Origin of the sequence: Amphibacillus sp. Q70, assembly GCF_052055485.1 — a bacterium.
In the GTDB taxonomy this organism is placed as follows: Bacteria; Bacillota; Bacilli; order Bacillales; family Amphibacillaceae; genus Amphibacillus.
On record NZ_CP197171.1, the window covers coordinates 195,425 to 211,869 of the forward strand.

Sequence of the window (16,445 nt, forward strand, 5' to 3'; positions counted from 1 at the left end):
TTAGTTTATATTTTTATAGTCTTACTTTTATACAAGAATGCCTATAGCTCCTAAAAGTACACCTAAAATCATAATACTGATGATTTGTTTTAATATACTTACCTGTTTACGATTCAAGTAATATAAAAGAAGTGTTGCTGCTAAAGGTAATAATTGTGGAAAAATAGAATCCAAGGTTTCTTGTAGTACAAAAGGATCTGTTCCGTCTCCTATGGAAATCGTTAATGGTGTAGCAATATGAACCGTTGAAGCAATCATTGACCCTATCACCATTAAACCTATGATAGATAAGGCTAAAGTTACTTTGTTCATTAAATCAGAACCAGAAATCTTGCTAATAATTGTACTTCCCAATTTATAGCCACGTGTCATACCTAAATATCTCAGCGTTATATTTGGGACATTATAAATTAATAGAAATAAAATAGGTCCTAAAATATTTCCAGCCATAGATAATCCTGCTGCAATACCAGTTGCAATAATCCTTAATGTTCCCGCCAGTAATGAATCTCCAATTCCTGCTAAAGGTCCCATTAAAGCAGCCTTCATAGTATTAATAGAAGATGTATCAAAATCCTCGTTATTCGCATTTTCTTCTTCCATGGATGCGGAAACACCTAATATGAAAGGATGCATCGTCGCCTGTGAATTGTAAAATTCTAAATGTCTCCGGTATGCTTCTATTCTATCCTTTTTATTACTGTATAATTTATTTATAATTGGAATTATAGAATAGCCAAATGATAAATGCTGTTGTCTTTCAAAATGCCATAAGTGTGATGTAGTAAAAGACCGCCAAAAACCTTGCTTTATTTCCTTCTTTGTCAACTTGTTATTAGAACTCATTACTATCCTCCTCCCCAATAAGTTGAGTATTTTTCGAGATAAACTCTTCAGCGAGTAATAGAATACCTATAACTACCGCTGAAAACGCAACAACCCCAACAGTGTTGACAGCTAGATATGCGGTAAGAAGAAAACCGAAGAGCATAAAAACGGCTGTCTTTTTTGAAGCAATCATTGAGATAAGTTGAGCAAAACCCAAGGCAGGTAAAATACCCGCAGCAATAATCAAACCATTTTCCATCCATGAAGGGATTAAATCAACCAAAGCAATTATGACATCATTTCCTAAATAAAATGCTATAAATACCAAAACGGCAAACGTAAAGTTGTAAAAAAAGCCACCTCCAATAAAAGACCTTTCAATACCTTTGAAATTTCCATTCTCAGCTTGCTTATCTATATATTTTGCAATCAAAGGTGTGATAATTCCATAAAATAAATTAACAAGAAACGCTGAGAGTATAGCAGTCGGCATAGCTACTGTCAGAGCAGTTTCATAGCCGTATCCTGAAGAAATAGCGACAGCAGTACCTAGGACAGATCCAACTACCATGTCTGGTGGAACAGAGGCTCCAATATAATTCATCCCTAAAAAGACTAATTCAAGTTGGAAGCCTATCATAGTTCCTGTTGCAACATCACCTAGAAATAGACCTGTTAACGGACCCAAGACAATTGCTCTACCGATCATTGGCGTTCCAAGGAAAAAGTCCATCCTACCAATAAAAACTGCTAGACCAATAAGCAAAGCTTCAATCATGTTGTTTCCTCCTTATAATTTTTCTTTTACGAGTATTTCTCTTTTATCATCTGGAACTTGTCGGATTTCAATTTGTAGCCCGGAAGTAATCATTTCTTTTAAAATTTGTTTTTCTTCATGAGTGACATGAACAGCTATTCCAAGTTCAGTTGTATTTTCCATCTTTTTAATTCCACCTAAATTTAAGCTCTTTAATCCCTTAACCTGATCGTACAGTCTCTGAGCATCTTTAATTGATTCAACTATAATGATTAGTTTATATGGATCTGTTTTCCCACTATTTAGTATGTCAGCGGCTTCATCAATACCTTTAATAACTAGCTTCATTCCCGCAGGTTTTGCTAATCGAATAGTTGCCATTCTCATTTCACTATTTGCCACTTCATCATTAGCAACAAGGATGGCATTAGCTCCTAAAGAATTACTCCAAGAAAAAGCTACTTGCCCATGTAACAGTCGATGATCTACCCTAAACAGTTTAATCATTTAAATCACCCTCAATTATTTTTATACATTTTTGAAATTGTACTTTAGTTTTTAAATCCCAAATTTCTGGGTTTTTGAAACTTTCCTGGTATAAATATTCCATAGAAAACCCACCACTATAGTTGTGATTCGAAAAAGCCTTTAAAGTATTTTCCATGCTAAGTTCTCCCTCTCCCCAAGGTAAATGACCCGTAGGGTTACCATCAACGAAATGACAATGGGCTATATCAGCTCCAAATACCTGAAACCACTCCTCAATAGACTCTTGTGCACTATTTATTGCTCCTAAATCTAATGCTAATTTTAAATTAGGACGGTTTACGCCTCCTTTTATTTGCTGAATCTTTTCAATGGTGTCTCCTACTAAAGAAGATTTATTCCAAATAGATTCTAATACCAATGTGATGTTTCTTTCTTGAGCATAATCAGATAGTTTCTTAATCATAGAAATACTTCTTTTTCTAGCTTTTGATGGATCTTCATCATAATAATTCCACCCCGGAGTTATTAAAACTAAATCTGAATTAATAGCATTTGCTAGATCAATTACTTTTTTAAAATATTGATAGGTGTATTGAATTAGATTCTCTTCTCTTGCTGCAATATTATTGGGCTTAGGATTGTTTTGTTCAGGGCATAAACATTTGACTGAAATTTTATATTTTTCCATCAATTTTTTTATTTTTTCTGATTTTTCCGAAAAAAATGCATTGATATAAAAATGTTGTGGACAGAGCCATATTTCAACATTTTCGATTTTATTTTGACTACAAGACTTAAAAAAATACTCTAAATCATAATATCTATAATGTATATTCATTCCATACAATTGATTAATACTTAACATTAAAATTCACCTTTTTCCTTTATCACTTGATCGATTAGCTCATTACACAAACAGACTCCCGATTGTGAATTTAAAATAATTTCATTTAAATTAGTTTCAAGCTCATCATCTCCTTTTAGTAATAAAAGTTGTAATACTAAAGGTAAATTCATTCCTGTAATTAAATGAAAATCATACTTATTTAGCAATTCAATAAATAAATTATTTACGCTACCTCCTAGTAAATCAGTAACTACAATTAAATTGTCATTAACATTAAAATCATTCAAAAAGTTTTGCACTTCTTCTTCAAGATCTATATTATTTGTGTAAGCAGTAATCACGTCTATATTCTTTTTTTCTCCCATTATTATTTCAACTGAATTTTTCATTCCTTCTGCTAGGGTCCCGTGTGAAGCTAACAGGATATTTATCATACTTGGCATCTCCTTTTCTTAGTCATTCTTGATATATTCATAAATGTAGGCAATTTCTGAAAGAGGCAGTTCAACATTGTAGTTTTCTATTAAATTATAAAAGCATTTTTCCACGGAGCTTATAAAATTTGCGTGTTCTTTTTCAAAGTTCTCAATTTCAGGATAAGAAGTAGCCTGACCCTTAGTAACTAATTTCTCCACTAAAAAGCAAATATGAATATTTAATCCAATTATTGTTCGATTAGTCAGTTTCTTTTTTAGGACATATTGCAAATGCATAATTGCTTTTGATACTTGTTTTAATAATTGATGAGGATTTAGAATTAACAATTTATTCATTAATGAGTCCATAGAAAAATTGATTAATAAAGCTTCTCTAAACTGTTCCATTTCTTCATCATTTAAGTACTCTTTAAAAATATTAAATATCATGTCATTTTCAGTAAAATTGATGATATCTTCGATTGCCACATTGGGAACATTATCTAGCTTCATAGTGATTGGTCTGACAAGCAATACGACTTCATATTGATCAATAAATTGATTTAAATCATAATGGTTCTTTTGAACCGTTTCATTATAGGCTAATATTTTCAATGGTATTCTTTGGGGTAAGCTATTCCTAAATAAATGACTTAATTTCTTCGCCACGTCAACATTTATATCACTTGAAAAAATAATTGCTTTTTCCTTCTTTTGTTTTTCTAAAATATGAAAATTTAAAAAATCATTTTCTTTATATTCATGTAAAATTTTCGCTGGATTATTACCTTTACAAATTTGATCACCAATATGAAGGGCCATAGGTGTTGAAACATGATTAATTATTCCCACCATAGAAGTTGTTTTTAAGTCTTTGGCAATCCTTTCTAAGGACCCCATATCTACTAAGAATAAATAACTTTCATAGTTGTTATTTTGTCTTAGAAAATCATTAAGATTGTGTGTCACCCTATCAATTGAATGATCAATGGGGACATCTATAGCCTCAAAAACTTGTAATTGTAGTATTTTATTGACAGTATCAGCAATAGAACTAGCCGTTGAATAGCCATGACATAAAATGACTGCCTTTATTTTCAAATTTTTAATATTCTCGTTATATTCAATTAAACTAGCATATACGACTAATTCATTTATAAAAAACCAATCACCTTTATAATTAATTTTCAATTGATTAATTAAATACCTAGTATAGTCGTCCGCTTTATTGTGTGATTCTGAAAAATATTTTTTAAGTATTTTTATTTGCTCACTGTTTCTATCTTCCCATTCTTGAAAGAAATAGGAATATTGGTTTTGGATAATTATTACTCGGGCTAGAATATATGCAAAATTAATTGGCGTTTTTACGTAATACTTTTCAGTAAAAATAGATAATATATTTTGTATCCCTTGTTCTATTATTCTTGTTTCCTCATTAGGATACATTTCTTCAAAGATTAAAAAGTCTGAGTACTCATTTAAGTAAGCGCTATTATAATTAATTAAATATTCATATTCATAATAAGAAGTATGATTTAAAATATCATCAAGGATTTTATTCCAGATACTCAAAATCCTATCACTACTCTTTACAAATATCTCTTCTAAGCTAAGTATGGTATTATTTTTAAAGTCAGCTATATTATTTACTGGTTCTTTAGAAATGTTATGAAGTGGATAAATCTTTATTTCTTTTTCGTGGATATTGTCTGAATAAGCACTCGCACTAATGGATTTAACCCGTCTTTTTATATCACTAATATTATGGGGTAAATTTATTTCCGTTAAATGATGAATAATTTGTTCAGAAACCATTATTTTCTTTTCAAATACTATTTCTTCCTTCTTAAATAGATCATAAAGTATATTAAGTTTTTCAGCTTTAAATCTATCTTTCCATGATGGAACTGAAGTGATTATGGGTATTTGAATAATTAAATTGGGCGAAATATATTCTTTCCCTTCAGGGAGTGCAGTAAGTATTATCCTTGTATTATTATTATCTTTTTGTTGATCGATAAATTCGTGCACTAACATCTCTTGACAATCATTTAATTCATGTATTCCTTCGATTATAACTATTCCCTCTGTTTCATGATCTAACTTCTCTAATTCTTGTATGTTAATTTCATTAAATTCGTACAAATAGGTTTCCTTTTTCTGAAGAATTATTTTCCGGAAAAATTCTGCACTTAATTTCGCTAATCGTTTTCTCCCTGTCCCGTTTTCTCCAATTAATAAAATAGGTAATCCATTAGGATACAATATGGCTGTTTTTAATTGATTAATAACACTTGATAGTGACCCTAAAGAGCCAATGATTCTTTTGTATGGATCCCCTTGTAAACTTGCATCTAGAGCTTCGATAAATTTTTCTATGCTTAAATACTCATATTCAAACTTTGTTTGATATTTGTATTCTAAAACTTTTTTATTAAAATAATAAACGGGTCTAGTCGATATTTTCATTAAATATCCTAGCTTATATAGGTCATTTAAATACAACGAAACTAGTGACCTCGATAAGTGTAATTCGTCAGCTATATAATTAGTTGTAAACTTATCGATGATATGACTATTAAATTTATTGGTTGTATCTTTTAAGTAGTTAATTATTTTTTCTTTTGAACTTTCAGTGTCCATTGATGTTCCTCCCGAAGTCCTCTAGTTAATTACAAGTTATCAAAAATCGCCTGCAAATATGTGTAGATTCAATTTATTTCACAATTCCCAACTATAATTTCACACTTCAGCTATTACTATATATAATTCGCTCAACTAGAAAACAGAATTTTTATATTAGTGTTTAATTTTTTAACTCTTTATTAAATGAATGTTAACACCTAATTTCATCCACCAATAAAAAAGCCATATTATTATATTCTTGCTCTTGAATGGTTTTAACTTTTAAATCATTCATATAGCTCCTTCCTCTTTTCCAATAACATTTAGAATTTACTTAGTTCATTCAATATAACGCAAGCTCATTTGATTTCTTTCGGCTTAGCAGAAGCTACGTCCTGTAGCCCTCCACGTTCACGAAAAGCGTCGTGTTTTTCTGCAGCGGTCGTATTAACCTGACAACATTGCTGCGGTTACTCGTCCCAAATGTTTTGACGGGACAAGTTTTACAGACGGTTATCTGTGATAAATATCTTTCTTATTCCAAGTCCCAGTTTCAATAGCTGCATGACCTACATCCTTAACACTTCCAATTCACGTGATACGTAAATCTGTAGTTTTTCAAAACGATTAGCCCCTCACCTAATGAATAAAAAATTAAATAACAAAAAAGCAAATGATAGTAAACTTATGTGCCATTTTAAAAGGGCAGTCACAAATCATACTAACATTCGCTTTTCTAGCTATTCTATCTATTCTTATTTCAATATCTTATTTTTATACCAAACAAAACAGCTTTTTTCACATATTATCAGTCGTCTTTATTCAACAACTTTCGCACGATGGTATAAAGGGTCTTGACATCTTCTGGTCTAGTTTCACCCGTTTCTTTATCGATAATAGAGCTGTATACATGAGGAATTACCTTTTTAACTCCAGAATCCAAAGCTATTTGAATAATTTCTTCAAAGTTATCTAAAGTAATGCCACCTGTTGGCTCTAGGATAAAGTCATTTTCAGCACATGCTTGGGCTACTGCTCTATACTCTTCTTTATACATTAACCCTTTCATCGGGAAAAATTTAACTGAACTCCCCCCCATATCCTTCAATAAAGAAATGGCTGTTTCAATTGGGACTTCAGCTTTTTGTGTTGCCTTACTACTTAATGGACCAGTAGCTATATTCACATAACCTACTCTTCCGGTTGGAGATATTAATCCATTGATGATGGTTTCATCTTGATTGAGTAAAGCCCTTGAAGCACCTACCCCAGTAAATACTTGATTAATATGTTGTGGTTGAAGTTCAGCTGAAATACGAGCAACCATAGCACTTTGATTGGGATCACCTGCCCCTAAACCAACAGAAATGGCATTACTTATTACTTTTTGATATCGTTTCATATCTTCAATAGCCGCTTGATCTGAATCATAATTTTTTGACAGAATCCCTAAGACTACATGTCCTTCTGCAGCTTGATAGCAAGCCTTAGCATTTTCGACTGAATTAACTAATACATTTAAAGCAATACGGTTGTTTATATAATTGGGGGTTAATTGCATGACTAAAACTCCTTATCTTTTATTCAAAATTTCTTCTAAGCGATGTTTTATCTTATCCATTTCTTCACTATCTACAGCACGGATATCAAATTCAATGATCCCATTATTTACTTGGTGCTCACGTGTATAAATAGAAGGATTCCCTTGCTTTAATTCTTCAATAACTTGTTTAGCCGTTAGTGATGTTTTATCGTTTACTTTAACTTGTGCTCGATAAATCTCTCTTCCTGCTGAATCTTGAACAAGAGATACATCAATACCTGAAATCTTTGATAACTGTTCTATAAAAGGTTCTAGACGGGCTTTCATTGCTTTTCCCTTTTCGATTCCTTTGTCTAAATACAATTCAATTGCCGTAGCTAGACCTAGAACATTTTCTTTACCAATTTTCATGGCTCTTCCAACACCTGTTGATTGCATTCTTGTCCATTTGACCAAATTCTTTTTGCCGATAACCAGACCTGACGTTGTTCCAGCTAAAGCTTTTGCACCACTATAAATAACCAAATCCGCACCAAAATTCAAATATTTAAATAAATCTTGTTCTGCTGCAGCATCAAGAATGAATGGAAGATTGTTCCGATGTGCTACATCAATAGCTTCTTCGATTGATAACATACTCTTTTGTACGGTATGATGGCTTTTTATATACAGAATAGCTGCAGTGTTTTCTGTAATCATTTCTTCAACTAATTCTGGTGTACATTTGTTAGCGTAGCCTGCCTCAACAATATTACCTCCACCTAATGCTATCATGGTTTCAACTGAAGCACCAAAGTCAACATTGTGCCCTTTAGGGATAATAATATCTCGTTTAGTTATTCTTTTTGAAAATGGGTGATGAAGATGGTACAAACTCCCTTCTCCAATCACCCCAGCAATAGATTGTGCAATACCCGCAGAAGCTGACGAAACAATTTGAGCATCTTCTGCTCCGATTAAATCAGCGACATATCCTCCTACATTTTCCATCAACTGATCCATCACAAAGAAATTTTGCCCGCCAAATTTTTGAGCATTAATCACTTCATCTGGATACTTTGATACACCTAATGCAGTCATTTTCCCACTCGCATTAATCACTTCATTTAAGCCATATTTATCATAAAGTGTTGTCATGAATCATTCCTCCAATAATCGTTTGAACTGGTTTGATGATTTCTGTTACTTCTCTTGATTGACCTTGTGAATCAATTAATTCCTTTTTCCCTGAAGTCAAATTAAAGATCGTCAAATCAGCATCATAGCCCTCTGCTATATAACCTTTATTCGTTAGGTGGAAATGGTTAGCTGGAGCAGAAGTCACCTTGTCAATGATTTCTTCCCATGAATAGCCAACAGCCCGCATTTTTTCCATCGTTGTAGCAAAATCATAGACAGGTCCTTTTGTTCGATTGGTATAGTAAATGTCTGAACTGATTGATGTTGCTTTCATTCCCTCATTCAAAGCTGTTTCTGCAACGTGGAAATTAAAGCTTGCCGTTCCATGACCAATATCAAATACAATTCCTTCTTTATATGCATCCCATGCAAAGTCTTTAATGGTTTCCGTTTCTTGATCTAAAATACCATTTGATTTTCCATTGAAGCAATGCGTCATAATGTCACCTTTAGTTAGCTTAGAAAGAATTTCATCTAGCTTCGGAGGTGCGGAACCAACATGAACCATAAGGGGTAAGTTATGATTATCTCGTTGAATCCGTTTTGCCATTTCTAAAGGTTTAATGCCATTATCACCTATAACAGTGTTACTCATTCGTGCTTTAATTCCTACTATAAATTCAGGTAAATCCTTTAAAGCTTTTTTTATTAAATCTGCTTTCACTTTACTTAAATCAGCTAATTCGTCTTGTTCAACAATTCCCCACTTTGAAATGTTTAATAAAGCATAGACATTCGTTTGGGCATTGCTGGCAAGCCGATAAAAGTCATATATATTTTCTGCTCCAGTTGTACCGGCATCAATGACAGATGTCACCCCTGATTTTACACCTACTTCGTCTGGGAAATCGTAATATAGGTCCATCCCTTCATAACAATGAACATGATCATCAATCCAGCCAGCAGAAATATACTGTTCTTCTTTTAAATCTAATAAGGTAACAGCTTCACTATCTATCTTTTTAGCTACTTTTTTTATCTTTCCATCTTTAATTGCCACATCGATAATTTCTCCGCTAATTAGTTTTCCGTTTTTTATGAGCAAGTCAAACATATAGTCACTTCTTTCTTAAAATAAAATTACTACTAAATTGTTCTTCTAAATAGAGGAACTCTTTCCATTAAAAATTTGACCATCATTTTATTGAAAAGAGTTCATATTTTTGTCACAGATAACCGTCCGTAAAACTCGGGGCAACAACAGGTTTCGATCGGGCGAATAACCCCAGTCCCACTGAGTGAATGTTTCGCTTTATAACTAAACAATTATCGTTAAGCTATTGATCCTTTTTAAATAGGCTTAAGTTGTTTAATATCAGCCTACATCAGGCAATGTCCCTCCTGCTAGAAGGTATAAACCACCGATAATGATAGCACCTAAAATTGCGCCTCCTACCATTGGTTTCTTGTATTTATAGAATAAGAATGATCCAATAATGGCACCAATTCCTACAGGGATATTATAAGCAACAGCACTTAATAGAACGAGTGGCCCCAACGCTTCCCCAGATCTGTTACCTGCCCCCATCATGATAGAGGTTGCTGTCGATAATGATAGATCTGGAGCAAGTTTTCTAATCAGGATCATGGCACTTCCAATAAATGCACCGATAATAAAACCAACTAATAAAGCCAAAGCAAAATTAGTGACAAGACCGCCTAAACCCGTAGATAAGAGCAATGCGGGGATTCCTACACCAATACCGGTCATTAAAGAACCGCCAATATCTAAAATTCCGACCAAAGGTCCTTCTAATACACGAGCAATTAAGAATCCAACAGCAAAAGCAGCTGGTGCTGTAAAATCACCCGTTTCTAATCCTACATTAAGCATTTCACCGATATATATTTCATTGAATAAGCCCGTTCCATGTTCAAGGAATAAAGATGTACCTGCTACAACTCCTGCAGTAGCAGTTCCTAATAATACAATAAAAGCAATATCTTTATCTAAAAAACTCTTTAATTTGTTATTCATTTTTATATCTCCTTCCCTATCTTAATCTTAAAAGAGGTCAAATATAACTAAATGGAACTCTCTGAAGTATGCAATGAGTAAAATGAGTATAATAGTAATTAAGAACATAACTTTTGTACTTCTCTTATTGTAACCTTGTTCATCAGCAAGCGTTCCACATAAAATACCAAAGATGATTCCTGGTAAAGCATTTCCTGATACCATCGCCATCAAACCACCAAAGACAATGGCCCAAATACCTGTTGTCCTTCCTGAATCCATGGCTGCCCATAAGAATAATAATGGCATGACTAAGTCAATCAAATTTTGAGCAGCAGGTGCTAAAATATCACGAGACATTTGAGCTAAATCAACTGGAACTAGAGTGGCTGAAGTATTTAATAGAATATAGACTACAGCACCAATAATACCGCCCCAAATCGTCATCGGAACAATGTGTTCTTTATAATCTCTTTTATTTCCTAAATTAACGATGGCTGCACTCCAGTTAGGGATGACACGGTGCAAGACATCTTGTGTAAGGGAACCTGTCCCTACTGCCGAAGCTGCAGATGTAATAAAGAACCCTAAACCAAATGAAAAGTGAGAAATTGAATCACCATCACTTGCATTCAACTCTCCCAGAGTACGGAAAGCTCCCATACCTTGCACTTTAGGTGCTTTGAACATTCTAACTGCCCCTGCTGAAATAGCTGAACCAACTAGTAGACCCACTATTAATGATTTTATAATTAAATCTAAAGCAAACATTCTTATTCTCCTCCCTCAATTAAAACATAATCAATTTTTAATTTAATTTTGACTCTAATATTCCATGACACTCTCTTTCTTTTCATAAAGAAAAATAGAAAGGCTTCTTTTCTCTCTTCTTTAGTTGTATCAATTAATACAACGTCTTCTGTACGCATCGAAACAATGGGCTGCTTAAACTGACTTGCGATCTTTTTTCTCATTTCTTTGAAAGCTTGTTCTATTGCTTGGTGGGTCGTTTCACCATTCCCAGTTACCTCCACCCACTCCATTTTACTTTGCAAAATACTAGTCATTTAGCTTTTTCCATTCTTCTACTAGTTTTACACCTAATTCCTCTGTATCCATAAATCCAAATCCTAGTACTTCATTTCCTTCTTTTAATGCTCGTACACCTGCTTCTACTGTTCTTAAGTGATGAGCCGCTTTATAACCAAAGTTAGTTTGAGCAGTAATGGCACCGGCTCCACCTGAACCACAGAATGAAATACCAATATCGCCATCATTACTTTTCATTTCTTGCCCTAATTTCATATCTGCTGTTACTCCTTCAATGACAATCGCTGTTCCTCCAGCTTGCTCAACACCTTTTGCCACATTGTTTCCTTTCCCTAACCTATGACCTATCACTACTACGGGTTTATTCATCTTTTTTTCCTCCTGAAGGTTTTATTTTAATTGTTCAAAATGGATCGTAATCAAATATTTCTCAAAAGCTGTTATATCAAATGGTCTATGACTGTTCATGAAATCTACATAGTCACCTGTTAACTCCTGAGCCTGTTTCGACATTTCTTCTGCTGGAGTTTGTTCAGTACTATTTTGATCGTCTTCATCAATCCTTTCTAATAAAGTAATAATATGATTCCAAAATACAACAGCTGTCTGCTCAACAGCTATTCCCTTTTCAATACAGAATTGCTCTGTTAATTGAACCTCTTTGGGATAATTATCAATAGCAGGTACATGTTCTTTGATTGCATTATATTGTGTCTCTTTCATTCTACTCACCTTAATTTATAATATATTGATACATGGCATAGCGTTCACCATAAGATATGCCTTTTCCGATCATTTCCTCCACACTTTCAAGATAATGCTTTATTTCTTTGGCGACGACTGGATGTTTTTTCTCAATTTCAATCACCTCTTCAACGAGTTCTTGATCATCATCCGTTGAATCTGATTCAAAATAGCGTGGTAAAGCTATGACTAAATGCATGGTCAGTCCTAATATTTTTTCTTGATCAATGTTATATTCAGCTGGTAAGTCAACCATCATGGAAAATAATTTTAATAGTGTATTTGAAAAAGCGACTGTCCCTTCTTTACTTAAATGAGAACTGACTTCACTTGACTCATCCATAATCCTATCTTTACTTTGTGGTAATGGTAGAATAGAAAATTGTGTGCCATAATCTAGAACGCGTTGAATTTTATCTATATCTTCTGTCCCCAAAAATGAAGATATCTTAACCACAGGTATATCGGTTTCAGGAAGACTAATCGTACTTATTATAAAGTCAGCTTTAGATAATTCCTTTTGCTGTAATAAACGAAATGAAGAAAGGGTATCGATTATTTCAATATTTTCAAATTTATTGCTAATGCGTGTTTGAATTAATTTTGAGAACCCTCTTCCTGTTCCGCACACGACATAGACATAATAGGGTCGCTTAACTTTTAGACTGATATTCTTATATAAATAGATGGTCAAATAACTCACTTTATTTTCAGAAAATGATAATTGAAACTCATCACAGAATAAAATACATAATTCTTTGGCAATTGAAAAATACTCTTGATAATTCCTTTTAATCTGATAAAAAAGAGGATTGGTATATTCTACGACCCCCAATTGGTGTTCTCTAAGTGTATGCCTGAGATGGGGAATGATATCTTCAATAAAATCATCTTTATTAACTGTATAAGCAGGATAATGGTTAGTAATGTAGTCAATCATTCTTTCCACTACATCTTTTAATCGTTCTTCATTGCTCCACTCAATATCATCATCGATAAAGACATTGTTATTAGCCATCACTTCGACAAGATTCAGCACTTCCTGAGGGTCAATAATCCCCCAAAATAATTCATCTAATAATACCTTTGAAAAATTATATTCATTTTTCAACTTCTTAAATAGAGTCACTTCACTATCTAAATAGTTTAGCTTATAATCCTTTCGCAGATAGACAATGAATAAGTGCAATACTAAGCGTATATAAGCTTCTTCAGAAATCCAGACATTCCATTTTTTAACTACTTTCCGAAATATACGTTCAATTCTTAAATAGCTTTCGATGGTAATGTCTTCTTTGAAAAAAGGAAAAGACCTTTGCATCTTTAAAGCAACTTCATTTTTATTCATCTTCTCCATTTGGCTAAAACTTAAATTCAAAAAGAATTGACGGATATTTCTTTCATTACCCACCAGTGAGATAACAGAACCGGTGTTAAATTTAATAATGTTCTGCTTTTGTACGTCACTCATTTCTTGTTTAATGTATTTTTTTATAGTTAACTCATTTAAAAAGAGCTTATCAGCAATATCCCTTATAGATGCCGGATTTTCAACCAGTAAAAGATACATTAAAATATTGAGAAAATCATCATTATTTAAGTCACTTTCACTTTTCAATGAATATTTCTTAATAAGAATACGCTTGTCTTCTGGTGTGATATAGTATCCTACACCCTTTTTATTTAACAATCGCCAACCGTTTTTTATAAATTCCTTTCTAATTTCAGCAATATCATACTTAATGGTCCGCTCACTTACTCCAATATCCTCTTGTAGATTACTAATCTTTACTGGAGAGACACTAAACAAAAGAGTGTTAATAATTTTTTCTTGTCTCTCTTTCATCAGATCACCCCCCTTATAAGATTATTTTTTATCACAGATAACCGTCCGTAAAACTTAGGGCAACAATCGATGGGGCAAATTGAGTATAACAAATTATAATGAAAACGCTTATATTAATTTTGCACTAACCATTTGCTTTTGCACTTTAAATATTTAGTAAACCATGCAACACTTTGTAAATTTGCTGCTCATTATTCGAATGGATAATACAATTTGCATAATTTTTCACAAAGTTTAAGTCATGACTGACGATGCGGAATTATTTAATGCATTGAAATAATGAAAATATCATTTTCTACATTTCCAAATACAGTGACAATATCACTGCTAAACAATTCCTCTCCCATCATTCTTTTGAATGGATTTTCTTGCTAACACTTTTTCTGCACCCTGATCATCAATTTGTGGTTTACCCATCAATGATCTAGATCACATACACACAATAGCTTTATTCACCTCATCTAAAGAATAGTACAGATCATGATAACCATATTAAAACAGTTTTGCACTATCCAACGTTTACTGAACTTATTGTTGCACTCAGATAAGATTTACTTGTCGATGGCTCTTTATATACAATGATAAGTTGCTTTTTATATGTAAATGATTTCTTATCGTTAAAAAAACTAGGATCTTCGCCAAGCCATTATGACGAAAATCCTAGTTATATTTGTCAATCTTTATAATCTGAGTGAACAAAGATAGGTTGTAGACCAAAAATAGCCTTTAGAATCTGTAAGAGCTGAAGAATACCATTTGTTATCAACAGTTATTCACTGCAGGTTCATTTTGTCACTAAAAGTCACAAAGAGGTTAAAGATTAGCTATTTCAAAAAACGATAAATAATTTAAGCATATTATTCATTAAATGAGTTTGTTCAATTCCACTTTAAATTACTCCAATATCTGTCCGATAATAGAAATTGTCCATTTGATCAATATTTCTTAAATAACGATAAACTTCTTCACTTGCTTCCGCTAATGTTTTTTGTACTGAACCAACTAGAAAGATACGTCCTCCATTTGAAACTAAATGTTGCTGATCATCAAAAGTCGTTCCAGCTTGAATCAGGTAACCATCTATTGTTTCTGGCAACTTCGGAAGGACTACACCTTTTTGGCAGACTTTCGGATAACCACTAGAAGCAACTACCACTCCAACAGCATAACCATCTCGCCAAGTTAGCTTAGGATCGACACCTGCATTAACCGCTTCAATCACATCGATTAAATCATTTTCTAATAGTGGCAGGACAACCTGTGTTTCAGGATCACCAAAGCGGGCATTGAATTCAATCACCTTGATACCTGATACTGTTTGGATCAGCCCGGCATAAAGTACTCCAGTATACGGGCGTCCTTCTGCAACCATCGCCCGAGCGACAGGTTTTAAAATCGTCTCAGTCGTGAACTCTAGATCAGCCTCAGAGACATCTGGTACCGATGAATAGGCACCCATACCGCCTGTATTAGGTCCTTGATCTCCATCAAAAGCCCGCTTATAATCTCGAGCTGGGATCATCGGATAAACAGCCTCACCCTCAACAAAGGCAAATAATGAAAACTCCTCACCAATTAAAAATTCCTCAATGACAACCTGCGCACCAGCTGCACCAAAGCAGTTGCTCTCAAGCATCTGCTCGACTGCCTCGCAAGCTTCCTGCTCTGTCATGGCAACGACAACACCTTTCCCTTCTGCCAAGCCGTCAGCTTTAACAACAATCGGTGCACCCTGTTCTTTAATGTACAATTTTGCTTGATTAGAATCTGTGAAGGTTTGGAATCTAGCTGTTGGAATGTGATATTTTTTCATCAATGTTTTGGAAAAATCTTTGCTACTTTCAATTAATGCCGCTGCCTTAGTTGGACCAAATATGTTTAAATCTGCTGCTCGAAACTGATCAACAATACCATTTGCTAACGGTATTTCTGGTCCGACAATGGTCCATTCAATCGCTTCTTTTTTCGCAAAACGAAGGAGTTCGTCAATTGCATCAATCGCTATGTTGATACAGGTTGCTTCTGCTCTTATTCCTGCATTTCCAGGTGCGACAAAAACTTCTGTTACTCGAGCCGATTGATTTAACTTTTTAACAAGCATATGTTCACGTCCACCACAGCCAATCACCAGTACCTTCATTTAGTTAGATCCCCCTCAGTT

General features: G+C 33.6%; 16 protein-coding genes. All 16 read right to left on the bottom strand.

The annotated features are described in order from the left end of the window. Nucleotides 1-27: 27 nt before the first annotated feature. On the bottom strand, nucleotides 28-846 hold the full coding sequence (locus ACS127_RS00785) for a PTS system mannose/fructose/sorbose family transporter subunit IID (RefSeq protein ID WP_440896575.1): 819 nt from the start codon (nucleotides 844-846) through the stop codon (nucleotides 28-30). Next, entirely contained in the window at nucleotides 836-1,606 is a 771-nt protein-coding gene (locus ACS127_RS00790; protein ID WP_440896576.1) for a PTS mannose/fructose/sorbose/N-acetylgalactosamine transporter subunit IIC, read from the bottom strand. The genes ACS127_RS00785 and ACS127_RS00790 overlap by 11 nt, the downstream gene beginning before the upstream one ends. Before the next feature lie 12 nt (nucleotides 1,607-1,618). Next, nucleotides 1,619-2,092: a PTS sugar transporter subunit IIB gene (locus ACS127_RS00795; RefSeq protein ID WP_440896577.1), complete on the bottom strand. Its 474-nt coding sequence runs from the start codon at nucleotides 2,090-2,092 to the stop codon at nucleotides 1,619-1,621. After that, on the bottom strand, nucleotides 2,085-2,939 hold the full coding sequence (locus tag ACS127_RS00800; protein WP_440896578.1) for a sugar phosphate isomerase/epimerase family protein: 855 nt from the start codon (nucleotides 2,937-2,939) through the stop codon (nucleotides 2,085-2,087). The genes ACS127_RS00795 and ACS127_RS00800 overlap by 8 nt, the downstream gene beginning before the upstream one ends. Then, nucleotides 2,939-3,364 carry a PTS sugar transporter subunit IIA gene (locus ACS127_RS00805; protein WP_440896579.1) on the bottom strand — a complete coding sequence of 142 codons (426 nt, stop codon included), beginning with the start codon at nucleotides 3,362-3,364 and terminating at the stop codon, nucleotides 2,939-2,941. The genes ACS127_RS00800 and ACS127_RS00805 overlap by 1 nt, the downstream gene beginning before the upstream one ends. Before the next feature lie 9 nt (nucleotides 3,365-3,373). After that, complete coding sequence (locus ACS127_RS00810) at nucleotides 3,374-5,983, bottom strand: PRD domain-containing protein (RefSeq protein ID WP_440896580.1); 2,610 nt, start codon at nucleotides 5,981-5,983, stop codon at nucleotides 3,374-3,376. A 790-nt stretch (nucleotides 5,984-6,773) separates the two neighbouring features. After that, on the bottom strand, nucleotides 6,774-7,526 hold the full coding sequence (gene dagF / locus ACS127_RS00815; RefSeq protein WP_440896581.1) for a 2-dehydro-3-deoxy-phosphogluconate aldolase: 753 nt from the start codon (nucleotides 7,524-7,526) through the stop codon (nucleotides 6,774-6,776). Nucleotides 7,527-7,538: 12 nt separating this feature from the next. After that, the gene (locus tag ACS127_RS00820; RefSeq protein WP_440896582.1) at nucleotides 7,539-8,645 is read right to left on the bottom strand and encodes a DgaE family pyridoxal phosphate-dependent ammonia lyase; all 1,107 of its coding nucleotides are present in this window, start codon (nucleotides 8,643-8,645) and stop codon (nucleotides 7,539-7,541) included. Then, complete coding sequence (locus ACS127_RS00825; protein ID WP_440896583.1) at nucleotides 8,629-9,741, bottom strand: amidohydrolase/deacetylase family metallohydrolase; 1,113 nt, start codon at nucleotides 9,739-9,741, stop codon at nucleotides 8,629-8,631. Before ACS127_RS00825 ends, ACS127_RS00820 begins: the two co-directional genes overlap by 17 nt. 261 nt (nucleotides 9,742-10,002) lie before the next feature. Beyond that, nucleotides 10,003-10,665, bottom strand: a complete 663-nt coding sequence (locus ACS127_RS00830) for a DUF4310 family protein (protein ID WP_440896584.1) — start codon at nucleotides 10,663-10,665, stop codon at nucleotides 10,003-10,005. A gap of 27 nt (nucleotides 10,666-10,692) precedes the next feature. Beyond that, on the bottom strand, nucleotides 10,693-11,415 hold the full coding sequence (locus tag ACS127_RS00835; protein ID WP_440896585.1) for a DUF4311 domain-containing protein: 723 nt from the start codon (nucleotides 11,413-11,415) through the stop codon (nucleotides 10,693-10,695). Between the two features lie 2 nt (nucleotides 11,416-11,417). Next, nucleotides 11,418-11,711 (bottom strand): DUF4312 family protein, encoded by a 294-nt coding sequence (locus ACS127_RS00840; RefSeq protein WP_440896586.1) that lies wholly within the window; start codon nucleotides 11,709-11,711, stop codon nucleotides 11,418-11,420. Then, on the bottom strand, nucleotides 11,704-12,063 hold the full coding sequence (locus tag ACS127_RS00845) for an SFCGS family glycine-rich protein (protein WP_440896587.1): 360 nt from the start codon (nucleotides 12,061-12,063) through the stop codon (nucleotides 11,704-11,706). The genes ACS127_RS00840 and ACS127_RS00845 overlap by 8 nt, the downstream gene beginning before the upstream one ends. 21 nt (nucleotides 12,064-12,084) lie before the next feature. Next, nucleotides 12,085-12,417, bottom strand: a complete 333-nt coding sequence (locus tag ACS127_RS00850; protein WP_440896588.1) for a hypothetical protein — start codon at nucleotides 12,415-12,417, stop codon at nucleotides 12,085-12,087. 10 nt (nucleotides 12,418-12,427) lie between these two features. Further along, complete coding sequence (locus ACS127_RS00855) at nucleotides 12,428-14,284, bottom strand: BglG family transcription antiterminator (protein WP_440896589.1); 1,857 nt, start codon at nucleotides 14,282-14,284, stop codon at nucleotides 12,428-12,430. An 889-nt stretch (nucleotides 14,285-15,173) separates the two neighbouring features. Continuing rightward, entirely contained in the window at nucleotides 15,174-16,424 is a 1,251-nt protein-coding gene (gene purD, locus ACS127_RS00860) for a phosphoribosylamine--glycine ligase (RefSeq protein WP_440896590.1), read from the bottom strand. Nucleotides 16,425-16,445 lie beyond the last annotated feature (21 nt).